General features: G+C 73.6%; 20 protein-coding genes and 1 pseudogene. 8 read left to right on the forward strand and 13 right to left on the reverse strand.

What is annotated here, in order from left to right; genetic code table 11:
- Positions 1–7: 7 nt before the first annotated feature.
- Both ACFV4F_RS03730 and zapE read left to right on the forward strand, forming a co-directional pair.
- A complete protein-coding gene (locus tag ACFV4F_RS03730; RefSeq protein WP_380500299.1) occupies positions 8–631 on the forward strand; it encodes a hypothetical protein in 624 nt (207 codons plus the stop codon).
- A gap of 320 nt (positions 632–951) precedes the next feature.
- Positions 952–2,028, forward strand: coding sequence for a cell division protein ZapE (gene zapE / locus ACFV4F_RS03735; protein WP_380500300.1), 1,077 nt, complete (start codon positions 952–954; stop codon positions 2,026–2,028).
- Between the two features lie 59 nt (positions 2,029–2,087).
- On the opposite strand, the gene ACFV4F_RS03740 is transcribed toward zapE, so the two are convergent.
- The 9 genes and pseudogenes from ACFV4F_RS03740 to ACFV4F_RS03780 form a co-directional block, all read right to left on the reverse strand.
- Positions 2,088–2,801: a hypothetical protein gene (locus ACFV4F_RS03740; RefSeq protein ID WP_380500301.1), complete on the reverse strand. Its 714-nt coding sequence runs from the start codon at positions 2,799–2,801 to the stop codon at positions 2,088–2,090.
- A gap of 117 nt (positions 2,802–2,918) precedes the next feature.
- A complete protein-coding gene (locus ACFV4F_RS03745; protein WP_380500302.1) occupies positions 2,919–3,743 on the reverse strand; it encodes a M55 family metallopeptidase in 825 nt (274 codons plus the stop codon).
- Between the two features lie 110 nt (positions 3,744–3,853).
- Positions 3,854–4,711 carry a TIGR03943 family putative permease subunit gene (locus tag ACFV4F_RS03750; RefSeq protein WP_380500303.1) on the reverse strand — a complete coding sequence of 286 codons (858 nt, stop codon included), beginning with the start codon at positions 4,709–4,711 and terminating at the stop codon, positions 3,854–3,856.
- Positions 4,708–5,717: pseudogene (locus ACFV4F_RS03755) on the reverse strand (permease). Before ACFV4F_RS03755 ends, ACFV4F_RS03750 begins: the two are co-directional and overlap by 4 nt.
- Positions 5,718–5,905: 188 nt before the next feature.
- Positions 5,906–6,421, reverse strand: a complete 516-nt coding sequence (locus tag ACFV4F_RS03760; RefSeq protein WP_380500304.1) for a Fur family transcriptional regulator — start codon at positions 6,419–6,421, stop codon at positions 5,906–5,908.
- Between the two features lie 17 nt (positions 6,422–6,438).
- Positions 6,439–7,287, reverse strand: a complete 849-nt coding sequence (locus ACFV4F_RS03765) for a metal ABC transporter permease (RefSeq protein WP_380500305.1) — start codon at positions 7,285–7,287, stop codon at positions 6,439–6,441.
- A complete protein-coding gene (locus ACFV4F_RS03770) occupies positions 7,284–8,201 on the reverse strand; it encodes a metal ABC transporter permease (RefSeq protein WP_380500306.1) in 918 nt (305 codons plus the stop codon). Before ACFV4F_RS03770 ends, ACFV4F_RS03765 begins: the two co-directional genes overlap by 4 nt.
- The gene (locus ACFV4F_RS03775; protein WP_380500307.1) at positions 8,185–9,084 is read right to left on the reverse strand and encodes a metal ABC transporter ATP-binding protein; all 900 of its coding nucleotides are present in this window, start codon (positions 9,082–9,084) and stop codon (positions 8,185–8,187) included. Before ACFV4F_RS03775 ends, ACFV4F_RS03770 begins: the two co-directional genes overlap by 17 nt.
- 48 nt (positions 9,085–9,132) lie before the next feature.
- Positions 9,133–10,116 (reverse strand): metal ABC transporter solute-binding protein, Zn/Mn family, encoded by a 984-nt coding sequence (locus ACFV4F_RS03780; RefSeq protein ID WP_380500308.1) that lies wholly within the window; start codon positions 10,114–10,116, stop codon positions 9,133–9,135.
- A 296-nt stretch (positions 10,117–10,412) separates the two neighbouring features.
- Between ACFV4F_RS03780 and ACFV4F_RS03785 the strand changes: the two genes are divergently transcribed.
- Positions 10,413–11,501, forward strand: coding sequence for a polyprenyl synthetase family protein (locus ACFV4F_RS03785; RefSeq protein ID WP_380500309.1), 1,089 nt, complete (start codon positions 10,413–10,415; stop codon positions 11,499–11,501).
- A gap of 19 nt (positions 11,502–11,520) precedes the next feature.
- Here the strand turns inward: ACFV4F_RS03785 and ACFV4F_RS03790 are convergent, their stop codons facing one another.
- The 3 genes from ACFV4F_RS03790 to ACFV4F_RS03800 form a co-directional block, all read right to left on the reverse strand.
- A complete protein-coding gene (locus ACFV4F_RS03790; protein WP_380500310.1) occupies positions 11,521–12,417 on the reverse strand; it encodes an MBL fold metallo-hydrolase in 897 nt (298 codons plus the stop codon).
- The gene (locus ACFV4F_RS03795) at positions 12,414–13,661 is read right to left on the reverse strand and encodes an MFS transporter (protein ID WP_380500311.1); all 1,248 of its coding nucleotides are present in this window, start codon (positions 13,659–13,661) and stop codon (positions 12,414–12,416) included. Before ACFV4F_RS03795 ends, ACFV4F_RS03790 begins: the two co-directional genes overlap by 4 nt.
- An 82-nt stretch (positions 13,662–13,743) precedes the next feature.
- Positions 13,744–14,325 carry a TetR/AcrR family transcriptional regulator gene (locus tag ACFV4F_RS03800; RefSeq protein WP_380500312.1) on the reverse strand — a complete coding sequence of 194 codons (582 nt, stop codon included), beginning with the start codon at positions 14,323–14,325 and terminating at the stop codon, positions 13,744–13,746.
- Between the two features lie 76 nt (positions 14,326–14,401).
- Between ACFV4F_RS03800 and ACFV4F_RS03805 the strand changes: the two genes are divergently transcribed.
- The gene (locus ACFV4F_RS03805) at positions 14,402–16,402 is read left to right on the forward strand and encodes an AAA family ATPase (protein WP_380500313.1); all 2,001 of its coding nucleotides are present in this window, start codon (positions 14,402–14,404) and stop codon (positions 16,400–16,402) included.
- A 55-nt stretch (positions 16,403–16,457) separates the two neighbouring features.
- Here the strand turns inward: ACFV4F_RS03805 and ACFV4F_RS03810 are convergent, their stop codons facing one another.
- On the reverse strand, positions 16,458–17,201 hold the full coding sequence (locus tag ACFV4F_RS03810; protein ID WP_380437767.1) for a FadR/GntR family transcriptional regulator: 744 nt from the start codon (positions 17,199–17,201) through the stop codon (positions 16,458–16,460).
- Between the two features lie 219 nt (positions 17,202–17,420).
- On the opposite strand from ACFV4F_RS03810, the gene ACFV4F_RS03815 reads away from it, so the two are divergent.
- From ACFV4F_RS03815 to ACFV4F_RS03830, 4 genes are read left to right on the forward strand one after another with little or no spacing between them, the layout of a single operon-like run.
- A complete protein-coding gene (locus tag ACFV4F_RS03815) occupies positions 17,421–19,022 on the forward strand; it encodes an amino acid permease (protein ID WP_380500314.1) in 1,602 nt (533 codons plus the stop codon).
- Positions 19,019–20,377 carry a glutamine synthetase family protein gene (locus ACFV4F_RS03820; RefSeq protein WP_380437704.1) on the forward strand — a complete coding sequence of 453 codons (1,359 nt, stop codon included), beginning with the start codon at positions 19,019–19,021 and terminating at the stop codon, positions 20,375–20,377. Before ACFV4F_RS03815 ends, ACFV4F_RS03820 begins: the two co-directional genes overlap by 4 nt.
- Entirely contained in the window at positions 20,374–21,087 is a 714-nt protein-coding gene (locus ACFV4F_RS03825) for a gamma-glutamyl-gamma-aminobutyrate hydrolase family protein (RefSeq protein WP_380500315.1), read from the forward strand. Before ACFV4F_RS03820 ends, ACFV4F_RS03825 begins: the two co-directional genes overlap by 4 nt.
- On the forward strand, positions 21,084–22,457 hold the full coding sequence (locus ACFV4F_RS03830; RefSeq protein ID WP_380437700.1) for an aldehyde dehydrogenase family protein: 1,374 nt from the start codon (positions 21,084–21,086) through the stop codon (positions 22,455–22,457). The genes ACFV4F_RS03825 and ACFV4F_RS03830 overlap by 4 nt, the downstream gene beginning before the upstream one ends.
- Positions 22,458–22,460 lie beyond the last annotated feature (3 nt).

Raw genomic sequence — 22,460 nt, forward strand, 5'->3', positions numbered from 1 at the left:
CGCTCAGGTGCACCAGAACAGGAACGGTTTGCAGCCAGGTGTGGCCGGCGGGGTGGTCGGGTGCTGGGTGGGGGAGGGCTGGGGAGCGGGGCCGGTGTTCGGCGTGGTCGTGCTGGGGGCCGGCTTCGCGGGCGGGTCCGCCGGGGGAGGGGGCACGGCGGCGGACGTGGGCGGGCCGGACGGGGACGCCGCGGCGGACGTGGTGCTGCTGGACGGCTTCGGCCGGGTGCTGGAAGCCGACGGCTGCGGGCGGGCGGTGGCCGCGGCCGTGGTGGCCGATGCCGGTGCGGCCGGTGCGGCCGGGATCGGCGCGTTGTTCTGCGACGGTGACCCGGTGCCGGCGGAGGCCGGGGTCACCGCACCGTCCGAGTTGCCGCCGGCCAGCAGCACGGTGGCCAGCCCGCAGACCACCACCCCGGCCGCCGACACCGCCAGGACCCGGCCCCGCGCCCGGCCGGCCCGCCGCCGGGCCGACCGTCGTGCCGACTGGCGCGACGGCGCGGTGGACGGAGCCTCGACCGGCCGGGTGGGTTCCCGGCCCGCACCATCCCCGGTCGTGGCCTCGGCGGCCCGGCCGCAGCCGGGGCAGGAGAGCGCGCCGTTGAGGTGGCGTCGGCAGGGGGTGCAGTAACTCATGGGATCTTTTCCGTAGGCGCGGCATGACCGGGATCCCGGCGGTGACTGCCATGCCGCCCACAGGCCGGACCGGATCGGATCGGGATGCGAGCGTACGCAGACCGGACCGCTTTGCGACACCCGGCCGACGCGAGACTTCTGCGGGGGTCGGGTGTCGTTCGTGTGAGGGCGTGTTCGTCCGAGCGCACTGCGTGGGAGCGCCCCGGCGCATTGCGTGGGAGCGCCCCCACCCCCGGTCCATGCAGCGCGCCCCACGACCATGGGGGTGTGGCCGACGATCTTGCTGATACCGGTGCCCTGCTAGGGTCCGGACCCGTGACGGACAGGGTGCAGAAGCAGTACGAGGCGATGCGTGGGCACTTCCAGCGGGCCGCCGGGCAGCACGGATTCACGCTCGACCCCGCCCAGGAACTCCCGGTCGAACGACTCAGCCGACTGGCCGGCGAACTGGCCCACCCGGCCTGGCGGCTGCGCCGCAGTCCGCGGCACCTCTACCTCTGGGGCCCGGTCGGCCGCGGCAAGAGCTGGCTGGTGAACACCTTCCTCGACGGGCTGGCGACCCCGCGCAAGCGGCGGCTGCACTTCCACGACTTCTTCCGCCGGCTGCACGAGGGCGTGGCCTACGGCACGGAGAACCGGCCCGCGGACGGCGCGGCGGTGGACCGGGCCGTCGACGAGCTCCTCGGCGACTGCCGGATCCTCGTCTTCGACGAGTTCCACGCCCACGACGCGGGTGACGCGATGCTGGTCGCCCGTCTCCTCCGCACCCTGCTGGAGCGGCGGATCACGCTCGTCACCACCTCCAACTACCCGCCCGCCGGCCTGATGCCCGACCCGCTGTACCACCACCTCTTCGAGCCGACGATCAGGCTGATCGAGGAGCGGATGGACGTGCTGGACGTCTCCGGACCCGTCGACTTCCGGCAGCGGCCCCGGGCGGACGGCGGCCACGGCTTCGCCCTCGGCGCCCGTCTCCACCCCGGTGACGAGACGTCGGCCGGCCTCACCCCGCCCCGGCCCGAGGAAGCGGGTCCGGTCGCCGCCCACCACCGTGAGCTGCCGGCCCGGGCGGTTCGCGACGACCACGTGTGGTTCGGCTTCGAGGACCTGTGCGAGGGCCTCACCGCCGTCGCCGACTACCTCGCGCTCGCCGACCGCTTCCCCACCGTCGTCCTCGACGGCGTCATCCCGCTCACCGAGGCGTCCCCCGACGGCCGTCGGCGCTTCGCCAACCTGGTCGACGTCTGCTGCGACCGCGACGTCCGCCTGGTCCTGATCGGAGCCGACCCGCTCGCCGGCCTCTCCACCGGCTCCACCCTCATGCGCGACCTCGACCGCACCGCCAGCCGCCTCGCCCTCCTCCGCGATCCGGCTCGGGAAGCCGCCCGCTGAGCGACCTCGGGCCACGCTGGAGCCGAGGCGTGAGCGTCGCGTTCGCGCAGAAAGATCGGCTACCGCTCGTGCAGCCAGATCCGCAAGGGGCCCAGCGGCTCGAAGCCGTGGCGGAGGGCTGCCGCCAGGTCGTCGCCGTGCTCGTAGCCGACCACCGGCAGGGTGGGGAACAACCGGGTCATTGCGTCCAGGACGAATGGCCAGGCCGCGTCGGGGCCGCCGTTCGGTGCGAAGACGTTGGAGACTCCGACCACCTCGTCGCTGCGGCTCGCCACCGCCCCGGCGACCACCCGGCCGTCGGTCGAACGGGCGGCGAGCACCGAGGTGGCGGGGTCGTCCAGCAACTCGGGGCGGAAGAGGTCCGCGTCGCCGCCCCCGTCGTCCCACGCGAGTGCCCAGGCGCGCAACGCGTCCGGGTCGGCCACCACGTCCCAGGCGAGATCCGGGGCCACGGCGGGGGCGCCGGCCGGGCGGTGGATCCACTGCGCCTCGAACAGGACCCGGAAGCCGGCCGCCGTCAGATCGAGGTCGGCGAAGCTGTCCTTGACGGAGGCGCCGGGTGCGGCGGTGTCGATCCGCGACACCAGCGCGGCCTCGTCGGCGCCCGGCGCCAGCGTCACCGCGTCCGGGTAGTAGACCGGCGTGCGGGACGGCGCGGACCAGGCGTGGGGGCCGAACTGGCCCGCCACGCCGTGGGATCGGCCCATCGCTGCGCACCACTCGGCGTTGTTGCGGGCGGCGGCCCGGACCAGGAATTGTTCGGGAGTCGTCACGACTGCGGATCATGACGACTCCCCGCCCGGTCCGTCCAACGGTTTTCCGGCACTCCGACCCGGGGCGGGCCGCGCGTGCCCTGCTCGGCCCCTTCGAGCAGGCGGCGCGCGACACGGCTACTCGGCGATTCCCCGGGTGAGCAACACGACGGTGACGAAGGCGCGGTAGAGGCGGACGGGGTCGTCATCGGTGATGTGCACGGTGAGGTCGTCGGCGCGGATCACGCCGGTGATCCAGGTCGCCATCTCGGCGAGGTCGGCGTTGCGGAAGCGGACGGCGAGGGTGGCGGGCAGGGCGATCGCGGGCGGTGCGGCGTCCCCGAGGTTCCGTACGGCGGTGTTGGCGCCGTCCCGGATCAACTCCCTCGCCTGCTCCGGGTGCAGGCTGTCGGCGGCGAACCGGGAGACCGACGTCTTGACGACGACCGCCTCGACGGCGGGGCAGAACGGTTCGAACTGCCCGGCGGTGACGTCGTCGCCGGTGATCAGCACGACCGGCACCCGGTGCCCGAGCGCGACCAGCGCGTTGATGCCCGCCTCCCCGGCCGCGATGCCGTTCAGCCGCACTTCGGCGATCGCGCGCGGGTTGTACGTGTGGGACAGCGCGGACGCCGCGCCGGACATCGAGCCGTGGTAGGAGACGAAGAAGACCGCGTCGAACGACGGGTCGAGACCCTGCATCATGTAGAGGGGCTTGTGCCGGCCCGACAGGTAGCGGGCGCGGCGCGCGAGGCGGTCCGGCCGGAGGTTGGACATCGCGGCGTGCGAGTCGTTGACCAGGAACTCGGTGGCTCCCGCGGCGGCGGCGCCCTCGATCGCCGCGTTGACCTCCTGTTCGAGCAACTCCCGGTAGTAGCCGTACTGGGAGCCCGTCGGCCGGCACTGCTCCCAGTCGACGATCCCCGCGGCGCCTTCCATGTCGGACGAGATGAAGATCTTCACGGGTGTTCTCCTCAAGGGCCGTGGCCACGCGGACGAGTCGGACCGCCGGACATCATCGCGTCCGGCGGGCGAACCCGAAAGGCGGCCCGGCGCCGCTGCGCGGTGTCCGGCTACCCGTCCGAAGGCGGGACGTCCCGGTACGGGGCGCGGGGCTGGGGGACGCCGTGCTGTTCGGAGACGTCGATCCGCGGGGCGGCGGTGGCCGACGTACCGGGGGCGGGGTGCCAGACGCCGGTGAGGTCCACCCAGCTGTCGGTGGCCGGGGTCGGGCCGTCGGCGTGCACCAGGACGCGCAGGCGGCGGGCGTCCGCCGCGCAGCAGCTGACGACCAGCCGGTTGAGGTACCACTCGCCCGGCTGCGCGCCGGGGGCGACGAAGCCGGTGAGCCGGACCTTGCGGTGCTCCAGGCTCCGCTGCGGGTCGTGGCTGCGGCCGATGAACTCGGTGAGCGACATCGGGGTGACCACGTCCGTCCACGTGTCACCGGTGGCTCCGGGCGTTCCGGCGGGCACGGGTGTGGCCAGCTGGGCGTAGCCGGCCTGGTCGACGACGGCGTCCGTGCCGTCGCGGGAGGCGCTGAACGAGCCCAGTGGGGGAGGGGCGAGGCAGAGCAGCAGGAGGGCGGGGACGGTCAGCAGCCACGCCACCCGCGGGCCGTGGTCGTGGTCGTGTCCGTGTCCGTGCCCGGAGTCGTGCCCTTCGTGCGTGGCGGGCCGGTGCCAGACGGCGTTGCCCTCGGCGTCCCGGCCGAAGCGAAGCACGGGTTCCCGGTGCCGCTCGGCCAGCCGGCGTGCGACGCCCGCGATGCCCAGTCCGACCAGGACGAGTCCTGAGCCGATGAGCGGAAGGCGCAGGCCCTCCTTGACGTACTGGAGGAACACGTCCCCGGCGAGGGTGATCCGCAGCAGTGCCGCGCCCACGAGCGCGACGAGCAGGGACGGGGCGAGGCCCCGGAGCGTGGCCTTCACAGCGCGAGCCCTCCGATCACGATGCTGGTGCCGACGGCCACGACGAAGGTCGCGGAGGAGAAGCGGGCGGCGAACGCGCGGCCGAAGGCCCCGGACTGGAGCGCGACGAGTTTGAGGTCGACCATCGGGCCGACGACCATGAAGGCGAGCCTGGCGACCGGTGAGAAGCCGGTCAGCGAGGCGGCGACGAAGGCGTCCGCTTCGGAGCAGACCGCCAGCACCACGGCGAGGAACGCCAGGACCGGGACGCCCAGCCAGGGTTCGTCGGCGAAGACGCGCAGCACCGACGGCGGGACGAGGACGTTGAAGGTGGCGGCGGCCGCGGCGCCGACCACCAGAAGCCGCCGGCCTGGAGGAAGTCGTGCTGGAAGCCGCGCCGGAACTCCTCCAGCGGGTTGCGCGAGCCGTCGCCGTCACCGGCCGGGCCCTTCGGGAGCCGTAGCCATTCCGGCCGGCCGAACGCCACCCAGAGCCAGCCCATCACGACCGCCGTCAGGAGCGAGGCGGCCAGGCGCGCCAGCACCATCTCCGGCATTCCGGGGAAGGCGATCGCGGTGGCGACGAGCACCACCGGGTTGATGGCCGGCGCGGAGAGCAGGAACGCCAGGGCCGCCGCCGGGGCGACTCCCCGTCTCATCAGGCTTCCGGCCACCGGGACGGACGCGCACTCGCACCCCGGCAGGACGGCGCCGGCGACCCCGGCCACCGGTACGGCCAGGGCGGGGTTGCGCGGCAGCACCCGGGTGAAGACCCGCTCGGGGACGAACGCCCCGAGCGCCGCCGAGACCACGGTGCCGAGCACCAGGAACGGCACGCCCTGCACCACGATGGCGACCATGACGGTCCGCCAGGTCCGCACGACGCCCGCGTCCCACGCCGGCACCAGGACGACGGTGGCCACCGCTGCCGCCAGTACCCCGAACGGCAGCGCGGGCCTCCGGCGGGGCGGGGTGACCGCCGGTTCCGCCGGGAGGTGCCGGGCGCTGCCGAGACTCGTCTTCACCAAGGTGACCGCCCCTCAGCCCGCTCGCCGCCGATGGACGGCGAGAACTGTCTGCTCACCGTCAAGTGGGGAGCGGGGATAGAGTAGCGTTGATAATCATCTTCATCTAGAGGTCCCGGTGGGCCGGTCGCGCGGAGGGCCTGGGAGCGGAGGGCCTGGGAGTGGCGGGTCGTCCGCGCGGCCGCGGACGGTCAGCCGGCCGCGAGGCAGGTGGCGCAGGTGCCGGTGAGTTCGACGGTGTGCCGCACGTCCGCGAAGCCCGATGTCCGGGCGACGTGGTCGGCCCACGCCTCGACGGCGGCGGACTCGACGGACCGGCTCAGGCCGCACGCGCGGCAGACGAGGTAGTGCCGGTGGGCGGTGCCCGGCCGGTGGCGGAACAGCCGTTCGCCGTTGGTGTCGCGGATGACGTCGGCGCGGCCGACGGCAGCGAGCGCGGTGAGGGTGCGGTAGACGGTGCTCAGGCCCACCCGGGATCCGGCGGCGAGCAGTCCGGCGTGCAGGAGCTGGGCGCTGACGAAGTCCTCGCACGTGGCGAGGGCGCGCAGCACCTCGGCGCGCTGCGGGGTGAGGCGGCCGAACCCGCCGTCGTCCCGGGTCTGTTCGCGCGTGGTCCGGCGGCGGGCGGCGGCTCGGCGGAAGGCCTCCGTCAGCGCGGTGTTCTCCGTCTCGGCTATCGGCGTCTCGGTCATCGGCGTCGAGGTCATCGGCTCACCCTCCGTGCTCACGGCCCGGTTCGGACCGTTGCCGGACCGGTGGTCCGGGCCGGGCGGACCAGGAAGGTGGCGGCGTACACGGCGGTGGCGACGGCCATGATCGCGAAGCTCGGCGGCAGTTTCGGCGCCGCCGCGCTGAGCAGCAGGCCGCCCCACATGTCGGCGACGGCGAGCGCGGCCGACAGCGCGAGGGCGCGGAACGGGCGGTCGGTGAGCCGGATCGCCGCGCCTGCCGGGGCGGCGAGCAGCCCGAGCAGGAGGAGCGATCCGACGGCCTGGGTGGCCTCGCCGGCGCACGCGCCGGCCAGTGCGAGGAACGCGAATCCCAGCAGCCGCACGGGCACGCCGCGGGCGGCGGCCACGGCCTCGTCCAGCGTGGCGAACAGCAGCGGCCGGGCGATCAGCAGCACGGTCAGGCACACCGCACCCGCGATGGCGACCGCGACGGCGGTCTGGTTCCCGTGCAGGCCGAAGATCGAGCCGAACAGGACGCTGGTGCCGGCGCCGCCCCGGGCGCCGCTGCGCGAGGTCGTGTAGATGGTGAGGAAGAAGGCGCCCAGGCCGAGGATCCAGGCGAAGACGCTGCCGATCACCACGTCGTCCGCGCGCCCGTGCCGGCCCAGGCCGCCGATCAGCAGGCCGACGCCGATGGTCGCGGCGAACAGCCCGAGGCGCAGGTCGTAGCCGCCGGCCAGGGCGGCCATCGCGCCGGTGAACGCGACGTGGCTGAGCGCGTCACCGGTGAAGATCTGGGCGCGCAGCACCAGGAAGTAGCCCACCAGGCCGCAGGCGAGCGCGATGAACGTCCCGGCGAGCAGGGCGTGCTGGAAGAACGCCTGGGTGACGACGGACGTCATGCGGCACCTCCGGTCGCGAGTGGTGTCCGCGCGCGGCGGCCGACGGCCTCGCGGGTGTGGCGGACCAGGTGGGCGAGGACGAAGGCGGCGAACGCGAAGCCCGTCACGAAGAAGCCCAGCGGGTACGGCTGGTAGTAGGCCGCGATCAGTCCGGCCCAGCAGGCGGTCAGGCCGAGGAGCACCGACAGCACCAGGCCGAGCCCCGGCCGGGCGGTGAGCTGCTGGGCGGTCGCGGCGGGGATCACCATCAGTGCGAACACCAGCAGCGTGCCGGTGATCTGGCTCGCCTCGGCCGTGGCCGCGCCCAGCAGGACCAGGAACAGCGTGCCCAGCAGCCGCACCGGCACGCCCCGGCCGGCCGCCACTTCCGGATCCACCGAGGCGAACAGCAGCGGGCGTCCGATCACCGCGAGCACGGCGAGCACCACCGCGCCGATCACCGCGAGGGTCACCACCTGCCCGGTGGTGATGCCCAGGAAGTCGCCGAACAGCAGCGCCATCGGCCCTTCCAGCAGGCCCTTGTACAGGCTGATGAAGAGGAAGCCGCAGGCCAGCGCGAACGCCTGGACCGTCCCGGTGACGGCGGACTCCTCCGCCCCGCCCTCTCGGCCCCCGCGCTGCAGCGCCGCGATCACCAGGGCCGCGGCGGTGCAGAACCCGAGGTAGCCGAGCGAGGTGGAGAAGCCGGCCAGGACGGCCAGCGAGGCGCCGGGGAACGCCGCGACGGACAGCGTGTGCGCGGCGAAGGTCTGCCGGCGCAGGACCACGAACCAGCCCACCACGGCGCACACGACGGCCACGATCAGCCCGGCCCGGAAGGCGTTCACCATGGACAGGTAGGACCACATGTCCTGGAAGTCGGCGACCAGGTTCCAGGAGAAGCGTGGTGACCACGCATCAGTCGCGAGCGGCATCGGCGTCCCCCCTCCCGTGCCGGTCGGTGTGGAGCGCCGGCGCCTCCGGCTGCCCGACCACGACCGGGCGGCCGTCGCTCGTGCGCAGCACCTCGACGGGCGTGCCGTACAGCCGGGTGAGCGTCTCGGAGGTGATCACCTCGGCGGGCCTGCCCGCGACGGCGCCGCCCTCGGCGATGTACACCACCCGGTCCAGGTGGTGGAGGATCGGGTTGACGTCATGGGCGACCATCACCACCGACACCCCCTCCTCGTGACAGATCCGGCCCAACAGCCCGGCGATCGCACCTTGGTTGGGCAGGTCCAGGCTGTCCAGCGGCTCGTCCAGCAGCAGCACGCGCGGGCGCCGCACCAGCGCCTGGGCGATCAGCAGCCGCTGCTGCTCGCCGCCCGAGCACTGCCCGATCGGCCGGTGCGCGTACCTGCCTGCGCCGACCAGCTCGACGGCCTGCTCGACCCTTTCCCGGGCGGCCCGGCGCTTGGCCCGGCCCAGGCCCGGGACGGGGATCCCCCACTGATCCCCGTCCAGGCCCAGCCGCACCACGTCCACCCCGCGGATGCGCACGCCCGCGTCGAAGGTGCGGCGCTGCGGCAGGTACCCGACGGCCGCGTTGCGCTCGCCGGGCGCGCCGCCGAGGACGCGCACCTCGCCGGCCGCCGCCGGGAGGACCCCCAGCAGGACCTTGACGAGGGTGGACTTGCCGACCCCGTTGGGGCCGAGGACGGCGGTGAACTCCCCGGCCCCGACGGTCAGGTCGACCCCCGACCAGAGGGTCCGCCCGCCCACGCGCACGGCCGCGCCGCGCAGCGACAGCACCGGCTCCCCGGCGGGAGCGGTGTGCCCGATGTCCGTACGGACCTTCTCGATCGGATGGATGCTCATGTGCCCGTCTCCCTCCGCTTGTTCACTTGCCCGGCTCGTTCCGCCCGCTCACTTGCCCGTGGCCGCCTTCAGCGCGTCGGCGATGCCCTGCAACTGCTGGGTCTGCCAGTCCTGGAAGGTGGCGTCGGCCGGGGCGAGGGTCTCGGTGACCTGGGCGACCGGGATGCCCTGCGCCTTGGCGGCGTTGACCTGCGCCACGACGTCGGGGTTGGAGTTCTGGGAGTTGTAGACGTAGATCTTGATCTGCTTGCCGGAGATCTGGCGGTCGATGGCGGCCTTGTCGGCGGCGGTCGGGTCGGTGCCCTCGCTCTCCGCGTCGAGGAACGTCTCCGGGGTGAGCATCTTCAGGCCGACGCTCTCGGCGAGCGGGGTGACGATCGACTCGGAGGCGCCGATCGGGGTGTCCGCGTACTTCGCCTTGATGTCGGCTTCCAGCTGGTTGTACGTGGCCAGCGTCCGGGTGGTGAAGGTCTGCTTCTGCTGGTCGAAGTAGGCCGCGTCGGCCGGGTCCGCCTTCTGGTAGTCGGCGGTGATCCGGTCGATCACCTTGTACACGCTGTCGTGCGAGTACCACTGATGGGGGTTGTCGCCCTCCTTCTTCCCCACCAGGTCACCGACCTTCAGCGTCATCCGGTTCGGCCCCGGGTTCGCGGAGAGCAGCTTGTCGGACCACGCGTCGTAGCCGATCCCGTTGGCGATCACGTAGTCCGCGCCCGCGACGGTGCGGCCGTCGGCGGCGGTGGGCTCGTAGGAGTGCGGGTCGGTGTCCGGGTTGGTGATGATGCTCGTCACCTTGACGTGGTCCCCGCCGAGTTGGGCGGCGATCGAGCCCCAGAAGTTCTCCGCGGCGGCGACCTGGATCACCTTCGAGCCGCCGCCGGCGCTGCTCGACCCCGCGGCCGCCGCGGCCGCGGTCCTCGCCGATGAACTGGTGGAGCACGCGCTGGTGGCGGCGAGGGCGACGACGGCGGTGGCGCCGAGGACGACTCTGAAGGGGCGGGGACGAGCCTTGCTGGACGGGGCGGCACGCATGGGGACTTGCTCCTTCGAACCCGCTGGCCCTGCCGGTGGGCGGGGTCCAGCTCCGGTGGACACCTCCACGTTAGATGGAAACGATTTTCACAACCAGGGGCTTGTAGTTTGAGATGGAAATCATTGCCAAGTCTTGGCGTTGGGGCGGTGAGGGTCGGCCGGCCACCGGCTGCTCGGACCGCGCTGCGGATGGGGGAGCATGGTGTCCGAACCACCGCCATGAGAACCGCTGCCCTGGTCCGTGCCGCTCCGCGCAAGCCGGATGCACGTTCCCTCCTAGAACGGAAGACCGTCCCGTGACCGATGCCGCCGTCCTCACCGAGCAGATCCGGGCCCGCCTCGCCGGGTACGAGCGGCGGTTCGGCGCGCGGTTCGAGCAGTACTTCCGGGACCTGGCCGCCGACTTCGACGCCCCGACGTCCAGCCGGTTCACCCCGGAGTGCCTCGGCCTCCTGCGGGACCTGTCACTGCGCGGCGGCAAGCGGATGCGGGTGGCCCTCCTCTTCGAAGCCGCCCGCCTGGTGACCGCAGACTCCGTGGAGGGGCTCGACGACGCCGCGCTGAGCATCGAACTGCTCCAGGCCCACGGGCTGATCCACGACGACATCATCGACGACAGCCCCACCCGCCGGGGCGGTCCCTCCACCTACTACGCCTACCGCGCCCGGTTCCCCGACCGGCCGCAGGCCGCGCTCGGGCTCGCCCTCCTCGCCGGCGACCTCGCCCTCGCCCTGTCCCTCCGGGTCCTCCTCGACTCCCGGGCCCCGCTCGCGGTGCGGCAGGCCATGGTGGAGGTGCAGACGCGAGCGGCGTCGGCCACATTCGCCGGCCAGATCGCCGACCTGGAACGGGACTTCACCGCGGACCCGGCCGAGGACCTGCTGCACGACGTGGCCGAGTACAAGACCGCCCGCTACTCCGTCCTCGCGCCGCTCCAGCTGGGACTGCTCGCCGCCGGCGCCGAACCGGGCCGCCACGACGAGGAACTGCGGCGCTACGCCCGGCTGGTGGGGATCTGCGGGCAGATGCGCGACGACTACCTGGACCTCTTCGGCGACGCGGCCGCCATGGGCAAGCCCACCGGCGCGGACATCCGGGAAGGGCGCCGCAACTACACCGTCCGCGCCCTCCTGGCGGTGGCGACCGGCTCCGAACGGGCCCTGGTGGAGTCCGCACTCGGCGACGGAGCCTGCACCGAGGGCACCATCGCCGCCATCCGGGACATCGCCGAGCGCCACGGCGTCCCCGAGAAGATGACGGCGGACATGCGGCGCCGCGCACGCGAGGCCGCCACCGAGGCCGCCGGGTGGCGTCCGCGGTGGCGGGAGGAGGCCGTCACGTTCTTCGAGTACCTGCCGGGGTGGAGCGTCGAGCGCACCGAGTGAGCCGCGGCCGGCGCCTGGATCAGGCCGCCGTGGGCGGGAGTTGGCCGGCCGGCTCGGCGTGGAGGCGGTAGTGGCCGTTCTCGCGGCGGACGGTGCCGCCCGTGGGGTGCGGGAAGTGCGTGCCCAGGAGCAGGGCGTCGGTGTCGGCGAGGGCTTCGAGCATCCCGGCGCGGGTGCGGATCGCCTGGGCGGAGTCGATGTCGACGCAGCTGTGCACGTGGGGGTGGGAGAGCTGGACGGGGTGGTGGATGCTGTCGCCGGTGATCAGGGCGCGGCGGTCGGCTCCGCGCAGTTCCACGGCGACCTGGCCCGGGGTGTGGCCGGGGGCCGGGACCAGGCGGACGCCGGGGGCCACTTCGCGGCCCTGCTCGGGGACGTCGACGGGGTGGTACAGCCCGGCGTCGTGGACGGGGTGGACGGAGTCGCGGAACATCTGGGCGCGGGCCTCGTCCAGCTCGGTGGCGGCCCAGTGGTCCCATTCGGTGCGGCTGGTGAGGTAGCGGGCGTTGGGGAAGGTGGGGACCCAGTCCTCGCCGTCGAGGCGGGTGTTCCAGCCGACGTGGTCGGTGTGCAGGTGGGTGGTGATCACGAGGTCGACGCTCTCGGGCGGGAAGCCGGCGGCCGTCAGGCGGTCCAGGAAGTCGGTGTCGAGGCCGTTCCAGGCCGGGTTGGCGCGGGTCTTGCCGTTGCCGATGCCGGTGTCCACGACGATCCGCAGTCCGCCGGCCTCCAGGGCGAAGCCGTGGCTCGCCAGACGGGGGACGTCGGCGTCGGCGAAGTCGGGGCGCAGCCACGGTGCTTCGTCCAGCACCTCCTTGGTGGCGGCGGGCAGCAGCCAGGGGCCGGTCTGGCGGGGCAGTTCGATCTCGTCGACGCGGCGGACGGTGATGTCGCCGAGGTTCCAGCCGGTGTTCATCGGGGGGTCCTTCCGGAGGGGTGCGGGGCCGGGCGGTGCTGCCGCGCGGCGTGGGTGAGGCCGGTGGCGGCCAGCAGGACGACGGTCGCGGCGTAGACGGCGACGGCGGTCTGCAGGCCGTAGAGGTTGGTGAGCAGTCCGGCGAGGACGGCGGGGATGCTCATGGCGAGGTAGCTGAGGACGTAGTAGGCGGCGAGGGTGCCGGCGCGTTCGTCGGGGGCGGCCGGGGGGAGCAGCAGGCGCAGGGCTCCCTGGGTGACGGCGCCGAAGCCCGCGCCGGCGAGGGCGGTGCCCGCGAACAGGGCGGTCAGGCTGTGCAGTTGGGGGCTGCTCAGGGTGAGCAGGGCGCCCGGGATCAGGAGTGCGGTGCCCGCGAGGTTGACGGTGCGGGCGGGCAGCGCCCGGGCGGCGTGGGCGGCGAGGCCCGCTGCGGCCGTCATGGTGAAGAAGACCAGGCCGCCGGTGGCGCGGGTGGCGTGCGGGGCGATGAGCCGGGCGAGCGAGGGGCCGAGGGAGGAGTAGAAGCCGCCCAGGGCCCACGCGGCGACGATGCCGGGCGCGGCGAGGGCGAAGGCCGGGCGGGAGGCGGGGGAGACGGTGACCGCGGGGCGCAGGGAGCGCCAGGCGCCGGGGTGGGGGCGGGCGGTCTCGGGGGTGAGCAGGACGGCGGCGGCCTGGGCGGTGAACAGGACGAGCAGCAGCAGGTAGACCGTCCGGGTCGGGGCGGGGGCGTACTGCACGAGGGCGGTCGCGGCCAGGACGCCGGCCGCCATGCCGGCCACGGGGGTGATGCCGTTGGCGGCCGTGGCCCGGCCGGGGCGGTCGGGGTCCTCGAAGTCGAGCAGGGCGGCTCCGGCGGCGCTGGTGGCCACGCCGGTGGCCAGGCCCTGCAGGATCCGGGCGGCGATCAGCGCCGGCACGCCCTGGGCGGTGGCGAAGAGGGCCATGGCGACGGCTTCGGCGACCAGCGCCCCGGCGAGGACCGGACGGCGGCCGAGGTGGTCCGAGAGCGTTCCCGCGGTCAGGAGCGCCACCAGCAGGGCGAGTGCGTAGGTGCTGAAGACGACGGTGAGCGTCATGGCCGAGAAGTGCCAGGCGGCCTGGTAGAGCGCGTAGACGGGGGTCGGCGCGCTGGAGGCGGCCAGCAGGCCGACCAGGACCGAGGCGTGGAGCGGGAAGGCGACGCGGCGGCCCAGGACGGGAAGGCGAGGGGGACGGGACAGTAAGGCGATGACGCTGGACATGGAAGCACCTCTGAGCCTTAAGGCGAATGCTTTGCGTTAAGCACTCTAGGCTCACAGTCCCTCAAACGCAAACCCTTAGCTTTTACGTGAGGGCGGGAGGCGGCGCGATCCGGCCCAGCGCCGTCGCCACCAGGTGGTCCGTGTAGGCGGCCGACAGGTCCGAGGGGCGGAACAGGATCCGGTACATCAGGGGGGCGACGACGGCGTCCAGCAGGCCCTCCAGGTCGGGCACGGCCTCCCCGCGCCCGGCCGCGCGCACCCCGACCGCCTTCAACTGCTCGGCGGCGTAGTCGGAGCAGCGCGCCGCGTTGCCGTGCCCGGGATCGCCCAGCAGTGCGTCGCGGATGTACGCGAGGCCCGCCGTCGAGGACATCTCCTCGGCGAACTGCGCCGTCCACGCCTCCAGGTCCGCCCGCAGGCTCCCGTGGTCGGCCGGCGGGGCGTCGGGGCGCAGCCGCTCCACGGCCACGTCCGACAGGAGTTCCCGCAGGTCCCCCCAGCGGCGGTAGACGGTGGACGGCGTGACGCCCGCACGGGCGGCGATCAGGGGCACGGTGAGGGCGTCCCGGCCCAGTTCCGCTTCGAGATCGCGGACGGCCTGGTGGACGGACTGCTGGACGCGGGCGCTGCGCCCGCCGGGGCGTGTGGTCGGTCGGGCATTCATGCGGTCCAGACTAACGCGAAGGAGTTGCGTCTGGTTGGATGGGCGGCTGAAACCGGAGGGAAGGGGAGCCGCCGTGGTGTCCGTGGGGGAGAGGCTCAGCAGCGCGCGCGTCCGGGCGTTCATAGGCCGGGACGAGCAACTGGAGCGCTTCGGCGACGCCCTGGCCGGGCGGCCGCAGGCGCCGTTCGCCTTCTACGTGGTCGGACCGGGCGGCATCGGGAAGTCGACGCTGCTGCGGCGTCTGGCCGACGACGCCCGCGCGGAGGGACGGCCGCTCGTCGAGCTCGACGGCCGCTTCGTCAGCCGGGACCCGGCCGACTTCGAGCGTGCGGCCGCCGCGTTCCTGGACGTCCCCGGCACGGTGCTGTTCGTGGACTCCTTCGAGCACTGCCAGTGGCTGGAGAGCTGGCTGTGGCACCACTTCCTGCCGCGCGCCGCGGACGACGCCCTGGTCGTGCTGGCCGGCCGGCTCGCGCCGCAGCCGCAGTGGGCCGCCGACCCCGCCTGGTCCGGGCTCCTGCACGTGACCGAGCTGGAGCCGTTCTCCGAGGAGCAGGCCCGCGGCCTGCTCGTGGCGGCGCGGATCCACCCGGAACTGCGGGACCGCGTGCTGCGCTTCGCCGGGGGCAACCCGCTGGCGCTGTCCCTCGCGGCGGCCGCGGGATCGGCGGGCTGCGGCCGGGAGGAGATCTGGGCCCCCTCGGCGGACGTCCTGCGCACCCTGCTGACCGGCCTGATCGGCGAGGTGCCCACCGCCGCCCACCGGCGCGCCCTGGAGGTGGCGGCCCAGGCCTTCTCGACTTCGGAGGAGCTCCTCACCGCGGTGCTGCCCGAGGAGGACGCCCACGTCCTCTTCTCCTGGCTGAGGGACCTGCCGTTCATGGAGTCCACGCACCAGGGGCTCCATCCCCACGACGCCGCACGCGAGACGCTGGCCGCCGACCTGCGCTGGCGGGCGCCCAACGCCTTCGCGACGATGCGCCGGCGCCTCGCGGACGAGTACCTGCGGATCCTGCGCGAGGAACCCGAGGAGCGGGCGTGGACCGTCACCGACGAGCTCTTCTACCTCTTCCGGGAGGGCAAGGCCCTGGCGCGGCTGCGGACCTGGGACCGCGAGGACGAGGTGCACGACCGCCCGCTGCACCCGGAGGACCTGGCCGTCGTGCTGCGCATGGCGGAGGAGGCCGAGGGCACCGCCTCCGCCGACCTGGTCCGCTACTGGGCGCAGCGCCAGCCGGAGGCCTTCAGCGTCTACCGCCTCGTCGGCACGGGCCGCGTCGTGGCGTTCACGGCCCGGCTCGCGCTGCCAGCCCCGCCCGACCCCGAGGACCTGGCCACCGATCCCGTCGTCGCCGCGGCGTGGGCGCACACCGAGGCCGCCGTGCCGGTCCGCCCGGGCGAGCACATCGGGATCAGCCGCTTCACGGTCTACCCGGAGCGCTACCAGGTCCCGTCGCGCGTCATCGACCTGAGCAGTTCCCGCGCCCAGGCGGAGTCCGCCCGCGCCCGCGGCCGTGCGTACGGCTTCGCCGTCTGGCGGGACGCCGAGACGTGGGCCGAGCGCGTCAGGGGGACCCTCGCCGACACCGGTGCGCGGCCGCGCGTCGGTGAGCACACCTACGGGGTGTTCGGCGTCGACTGGCGTCAGGTGCCCGTGGAGGCCTGGCTCCAGCGCTTCATCACGGCCACCGACGAGCCCGTCTCGTCGGGACCGTCGCCCGTCTCGCGCTCCGCGTTCGACCAGGCCGTGCGCGAGGCGCTGACGCACTGGCGCGACCCGGGCGCCTTCGCCGCCTGCGCGCTGATGCGGGCCCGTCTCGCGGCCGACCTCGCCGATCCCGTCGCGGAGTTGCGCGCGCTGCTGCGCCGGTCCGTCGACGACCTCGCGCGGGACCCGCGCGGCGTGCGGGCCCGGGACGCCCTGACGGCGGGCTACTTCTCCGGCGCGCCCACCCAGGAGGCCGCCGCCCGCCGCCTCGGCCTGCCCTTCGGCACCTACCGGCGCCACCTGCGCCAGGGCCTGGACCTGCTCGGCGAGGCCCTGTGGCAGCGGGAGTTGCACGGCCCGACCTCGTGAGGTACGACTGGCTGGACGACACGCTGCACCACCGGTCCGCGGCGTCGTAGCGGCCTCAGGCCAGGAAGCCGCGCAGCAGCGCCGCCGTCGCGGCGAGGTGCTCCTCGGTGGCGCGGCGGGCGCCGTCGCCGTCGCCGTCGAGGATCGCCCGCACCATCGCCCGGTGCTGCTCGGCGGCGTGCTCGATGTTGCGGTCCAGCATGGGGATCGCGTTGAGCAGGTCGTTGAGCCGCATCCGGGCCTCGGCGATGGCCGCGGCGAGGGTGGGGGAGCCGGTGAGCTCGCCGATGGCGAGGTGGAAGCGCGAGTCCAGCTGGCGGTACTGCTCCGCCGGCGCCCCCTCCAGCTCCTCCAGCCGGCTCTCCAGGTGGGCCCGCTGCTCGGGGGAGAGGGGGCGCCGGGCGGCGGCCTCGGCGGCGCCGACCTCCAGGACCTGGCGGTAGGTCAGCGCGTCCTCCAGCGCGCCGCCGAGGTCACGGGCCGCGCGGCGCAGGTCGTCGACGTCCGGTTCGGGCATCCGGTAGGTGACGAAGGTGCCGCCGTAGCGGCCGCGGCGGGGTTCGACGCAGTCGGCCTGCTGGAGCGTGCGGAGCGCCTCGCGCAGGGTGTCGCGGCTGACGCCGAGCCGGGCGGCGAGGTCGCGTTCGGCGGGCAGCCGGTCGCCGGGGCCGAAGACGCCGAGCTTGATCGCCTGGAGCAGCCGTTCGACGGTCTCCTCGAAGGCGTTGCCGGTCCGCACCGGGCGGAAGATTGCCCCGGCCTGCCAGTCGAGCCGCGCCCGCTCACGTGTTTCGTCCACGTCCACGCCGGAATCGTACCTACGAACGGGATTCCCGTACTCGTTCCCCTCCCACTCTTGACGCGGCCCCCGTCCAGCCGGAACGATGCTGCTCACCCACCCAATGGACTGATTCCAGACCATTGAAGAGCCGTCCGACCGTCGAACCCGCCGGGGCGACCGCGCCACGCCGTCGTGGCCGCGCGCACCCCGGCACACCCTCAACCCCCAGGGGTGCCCATGACCGACGCACGCTCACCCGACCACCCTGGCCCCGCCGTGTTTCCGGTGGACTCCTCCCCCGTTTCCGCCGACGAACAACGCCTCCGCGAGCTGGGCTACACCCAGGAGCTGGCCCGCTCGATGTCGGGCTTCTCCAACTTCGCCGTCTCCTTCTCCATCGTCTCGATCCTCTCCGGCTGCCTCACCCTGTACGGGACGGGGATGAAGACCGGCGGCCCGGCCCTGATCATCTGGGGCTGGCCGGTGGTCGGCCTGCTGACCCTCTGCGTCGGCCTCGCGATGGCCGAGATCTGCTCCAGCTACCCGACGGCCGGCGGGCTCTACTACTGGTCCGCCAAGCTGAGTCGAACGAGCGGCCCGGCCTGGAGCTGGTTCACCGGCTGGTTCAACTTCCTCGGCCAGGTCGCGGTGACCGCCAGCGTCGACTACGGCGCCGCCTTCTTCACCAACGCGTTCCTCGACCTCCGCTTCGGCGTCGCGGCCACCCCCGCGCACACCATGGAGATCTTCGCGGTCATCCTGGTGGTGCACGGCCTGCTCAACACCTTCGGGGTGCGCCTGGTCGCCCTCCTCAACAGCGTGTCCGTGTGGTGGCACCTGGTCGGCGTCGCGATCATCGTCGGCGCGCTCGCGTTCCTCCCCGAGCGGCACGCCTCCGTGTCCTTCGTCCTCACCGAGTTCGTCAACCAGACCGGGTTCCACAACCAGTTCTACGTCGCGATGCTCGGCCTGCTGATGGCCCAGTACACCCTCACCGGCTACGACGCCTCCGCGCACATGACCGAGGAGACCCAGGACGCCGCCCGCTCCGGCCCGCGCGGCATCGTCAACGCCATCACCGTCTCCCTGGTCGCCGGCTGGATCCTGCTGCTCGGCATCACCTTCGCGATCCGCGACTACGACGGCGCGCTCAACAGCGACACCCAGGTCCCGCCCGCGCAGATCTTCATCGACGCGATCGGCTCCGGCGGCGCCCAGTTCCTGCTGATCATCGTCATCGGCGCCCAGTTCTTCTGCGGCATGGCCTCGGTCACCGCCAACTCCCGCATGATCTACGCCTTCTCCCGCGACGGCGCGCTGCCCGGCTCCCGCCTGTGGCACCGCATCTCCCCGCGCACCCAGACCCCGACCAACGCGGTCTGGCTGGCCACCGGCGGCGCCCTGCTGCTCGGACTGCCCGCGCTCTGGAACAACACCGCCTACACGGCCGTGACCTCGATCTCCGTCATCGGCCTCTACATCTCCTACGTCATCCCGGTGTACCTGCGGCTGCGCCAGGGCGAGGACTTCCCGCGCGGCCCCTGGCACCTGGGCCGCTGGAGCCGGCCGATAGGCATCGTCGCCGTCGCCTGGACGGCGGTGATCACCGTCCTGTTCATGCTGCCCACCGCCAGCCCGATCGACGCCGAGAGCTTCAACTACACCCCCGTCGCCGTGGCCGTCGTGGTCGGCTTCGCCGGCCTCTGGTGGCTGGCCTCCGCCCGGCACTGGTTCACCGGGCCCCACGTCGGCGCCGCCCCGACCGCACCGTCCACGCCGTCCACGCCGTCCACGCCGTCCGCGCCCGACGCCCCGGACACCGAACTGGAGACCCGATGACCACCCCCCGGCTCACCCTCGACGAGCTGCGCACCCGCGTCGCCGACGGGTCCGTCGACACCGTCGTGCTCGCCATGACCGACATGCAGGGGCGCCTCCAGGGCAAACGCGTCGCCGCCGAGTACTTCCTCGACGACGTCGTGCCCGGCGCCGCCGAGGGCTGCGGCTACCTGCTGGCCGTCGACGTCGACATGAACACCGTCGACGGGTACGAGATCTCCTCCTGGGAGAACGGCTACGGCGACCTGACGCTGCGCCCCGACCTCGCCACCCTGCGGTCCGTCCCCTGGCACCCCGCCACCGTCATGGTCCAGTGCGACGTCGTCCACCACGACGGCACCCCGGTCGCCGTCTCCCCGCGCCAGGTCCTCCAGCGCCAGCTGGACCGCCTGGCCGGCTACGGCTGGCAGGCCCAGGCCGCCACCGAGCTGGAGTTCATCGTCTTCCGGGACAGCTACGAACAGGCCTGGGACAAGGACTACACCCGGCTCACCCCGGCCAACCAGTACAACGTCGACTACTCCATCCTCGGCACCGGACGCATCGAACCCCTCCTGCGCCGCCTGCGCAACGGCATGGCCGGCGCCGGCCTCACCGTCGAGTCCGCCAAGGGCGAGTGCAACCTCGGCCAGCACGAGATCGCCTTCAAGTACGCCGACGCCCTCACCACCTGCGACAACCACGCCGTCTACAAGACCGGCGCCAAGGAGATCGCCGCCCAGGAGGGCTGCAGCCTCACGTTCATGGCGAAGTACGACGAACGCGAGGGCAACTCCTGCCACATCCACCTGAGCCTGCGCGACGAGCAGGGCGCCCCGGTGTTCGCCGGCGACCGCCCGCACGGCTTCTCCCGCACCATGGAGCACTTCCTCGCGGGCCAGCTCGCCTGCCTCGCCGACTTCGCCCTGCTGTTCGCCCCCACCGTCAACTCCTACAAGCGCTACGTCCCCGGCAGCTTCGCGCCCACCGCCATCGCCTGGGGTCGCGACAACCGCACCTGCGCCCTGCGCGTCGTCGGCCACGGCCCGTCGCTGCGCTTCGAGAACCGCGTCCCCGGCGGCGACGTCAACCCCTACCTCGCGGTCGCCGCCCTGATCGCCGCCGGACTGCACGGCGTCGAGCAACAGCTCGAACTCCAGCCGGAGTTCACTGGCAACGCGTACGCCTCCGACGCGCCCCGGGTGCCCGCCACCCTGCGCGACGCGGTCGACGCCTTCGAGCGCAGCGCCGTCGCCACCGAGGCCTTCGGCAAGGACGTCGTCCGGCACTACACCCACGCCGGGCGCACCGAACTCGCCTCCTACGAGCGGGCGGTGACCGACTGGGAGCGGCGCCGCGGATTCGAGCGGCTGTGACCCACGACGACCGCCGTCGACCGCTCATCGGCATCAGCAGCTACCAGGACGACGCCGCCTGGTCCGTCTGGAACCAGCGCGCCTCCCTCGTGCCCCAGACGTACGTCGACGCCGTCGTCCGCGCGGGCGGCACCCCGGTGCTCCTGCCGCCCCAGCCGGGCGGCGCCGGCCACCTGCTCGACGCCCTCGACGGACTCGTCCTCGCCGGCGGACCGGACGTCGACCCGGCCCGCTACGCGGCGACCCCCGACCCGCGCACCGGCCCGCCCCACCACGCCCGCGACGACTGGGAGAGCCGGCTCCTCGGCGCCGCCCTCGCCCGGGACCTGCCGCTGCTCGGCGTCTGCCGCGGCATGCAGCTGCTCAACGTCGAACTCGGCGGCACCCTCGTCCAGCACCTGCCCGACGACAGCCACCAGATCGTCCCCGCCCGCTTCGTCCGCCACCGCGTCGGCCTCGCGGACGGCAGCCGGCTCGCCGCCGTCCTCGGGCCCGCCACCGAGGTCTCCTGTTACCACCACCAGGCCGTCGACCGGCTCGGCAGCGGCCTTCAGGCCACCGCGCACAGTGCCGATGGCACAGTCGAGGCGCTCGAACTCACCGGCCACCGCTTCGCCCTGGGCGTCCAGTGGCACCCCGAGACCGACCCCGACGACCTGCGCCTGTTCCACGCGTTCATCACCGCCAGCCAGAGGGAGACCGCCCGATGACCGAACCTGACCTCTTCGAGGTCGTCAACCCCGCCACCGAGGAGGTGATCACCACCGTCGAACTGGCCGGCCTCGCCGAGACCGACGCCGCCGTCGCCCGCGCCCGCGCCGCCTTCGACACCTGGCGCCGGGTGGCCCCCGCCGACCGCGCCCGGCTGCTGCGCGCCTTCGCCGCCGCCGTCGACGCCGACCGCGAGCACCTCGCCGCCCTGGAGGTCGCCAACGCCGGCCACACCATCGGCAACGCCCGCTGGGAGGCGGGCAACGCGCGGGACGTCATCGAGTACTACGCCGCCGCCCCCGAGCGCCTGTTCGGCCGGCAGATCCCCGTCGCCGGCGGCATCGACGTCACCTTCCAGGAGCCGATCGGCGTCGTCGGCGTCATCGTGCCCTGGAACTTCCCCATGCCGATCGCCGCCTGGGCCCTCGCCCCGGCACTCGCCGCCGGCAACACCGTCATCGTCAAACCGGCCGAGCTCACCCCGCTCACCGCGCTGCGCCTCGGCGAACTCGCCCTGGCGGCCGGGATCCCCGAGGGCGTGCTCCAGGTCCTGCCCGGCCGCGGCCCGGTCGTCGGACAGCGCTTCGTCACCCACCCCGACGTGCGCAAGGTCGTGTTCACCGGCTCGACCAGGGTCGGCAAGGAGATCATGGCGGGCTGCGCCGCCCAGGTGAAGCCCGTCACCCTCGAACTCGGCGGCAAGAGCGCCAACATCGTCTTCGCCGACGCCGACCTCGCCAAGGCCGCCGCGACCGCGCCCTACGCCGTGTTCGACAACGCCGGCCAGGACTGCTGCGCCCGCTCCCGGATCCTCGTCGAGGCCTCCGTGTTCGACGACTTCATGGCGCTCCTGGAGCCGGCCGTCCGCGGGGTCCGGGTCGGCGACCCGACCGACGAGAAGACCGAGATGGGCCCGCTGATCTCGGCCGCCCACCGCGAGCGGGTCTCCTCGTACGTCCCGGACGCGTCGGCCGTCGCCTTCCGCGGCAGCGCCCCCGACGGGCCCGGCTTCTGGTACCCGCCGACCGTCCTCGCGCCCGTGCGGCACGACGACCGCGCCTTCACCGAGGAGATCTTCGGCCCGGTCGTCGCCGTCGTCCCGTTCCGCGACGAGGAGGACGCCCTGCGCATCGCCAACGCCACCGAGTACGGCCTGTCCGGCTCCATCTGGACCCGGGACCTCGGCCGCGCCCTGCGGGTCTCGCGCGGCGTCGACGCCGGCAACCTCTCCGTCAACTCGCACTCCTCGGTGCGCTACACCACGCCGTTCGGCGGCTTCAAGCAGTCCGGCCTCGGCCGCGAGCTCGGCCCGGACGCCCTCGACGCCTTCACCCAGACCAAGAACGTCTTCATCTCCACGGAGGAATGATCA

It is taken from the genome of Kitasatospora sp. NPDC059722 (assembly GCF_042733235.1).
Classification (GTDB): Bacteria; Actinomycetota; Actinomycetes; order Streptomycetales; family Streptomycetaceae; genus Kitasatospora.

Bases quoted from the DNA above. Each gene is read 5' to 3' on its own strand.
- ACFV4F_RS03760 (WP_380500304.1), bottom strand. From the start codon at position 6,421: ATGACCTCGACGCCGATGACCGAGACGCCGATAGCCGAGACGGAGAAC.
- ACFV4F_RS03765 (WP_380500305.1), bottom strand. From the start codon at position 7,287: ATGACGTCCGTCGTCACCCAGGCGTTCTTCCAGCACGCCCTGCTCGCC.
- ACFV4F_RS03770 (WP_380500306.1), bottom strand. From the start codon at position 8,201: ATGCCGCTCGCGACTGATGCGTGGTCACCACGCTTCTCCTGGAACCTG.
- ACFV4F_RS03775 (WP_380500307.1), bottom strand. From the start codon at position 9,084: ATGAGCATCCATCCGATCGAGAAGGTCCGTACGGACATCGGGCACACC.
- ACFV4F_RS03780 (WP_380500308.1), bottom strand. From the start codon at position 10,116: ATGCGTGCCGCCCCGTCCAGCAAGGCTCGTCCCCGCCCCTTCAGAGTC.
- ACFV4F_RS03790 (WP_380500310.1), bottom strand. From the start codon at position 12,417: ATGAACACCGGCTGGAACCTCGGCGACATCACCGTCCGCCGCGTCGAC.
- ACFV4F_RS03795 (WP_380500311.1), bottom strand. From the start codon at position 13,661: ATGTCCAGCGTCATCGCCTTACTGTCCCGTCCCCCTCGCCTTCCCGTC.
- ACFV4F_RS03800 (WP_380500312.1), bottom strand. From the start codon at position 14,325: ATGAATGCCCGACCGACCACACGCCCCGGCGGGCGCAGCGCCCGCGTC.
- ACFV4F_RS03815 (WP_380500314.1), top strand. From the start codon at position 17,421: ATGACCGACGCACGCTCACCCGACCACCCTGGCCCCGCCGTGTTTCCG.
- ACFV4F_RS03820 (WP_380437704.1), top strand. From the start codon at position 19,019: ATGACCACCCCCCGGCTCACCCTCGACGAGCTGCGCACCCGCGTCGCC.
- ACFV4F_RS03830 (WP_380437700.1), top strand. From the start codon at position 21,084: ATGACCGAACCTGACCTCTTCGAGGTCGTCAACCCCGCCACCGAGGAG.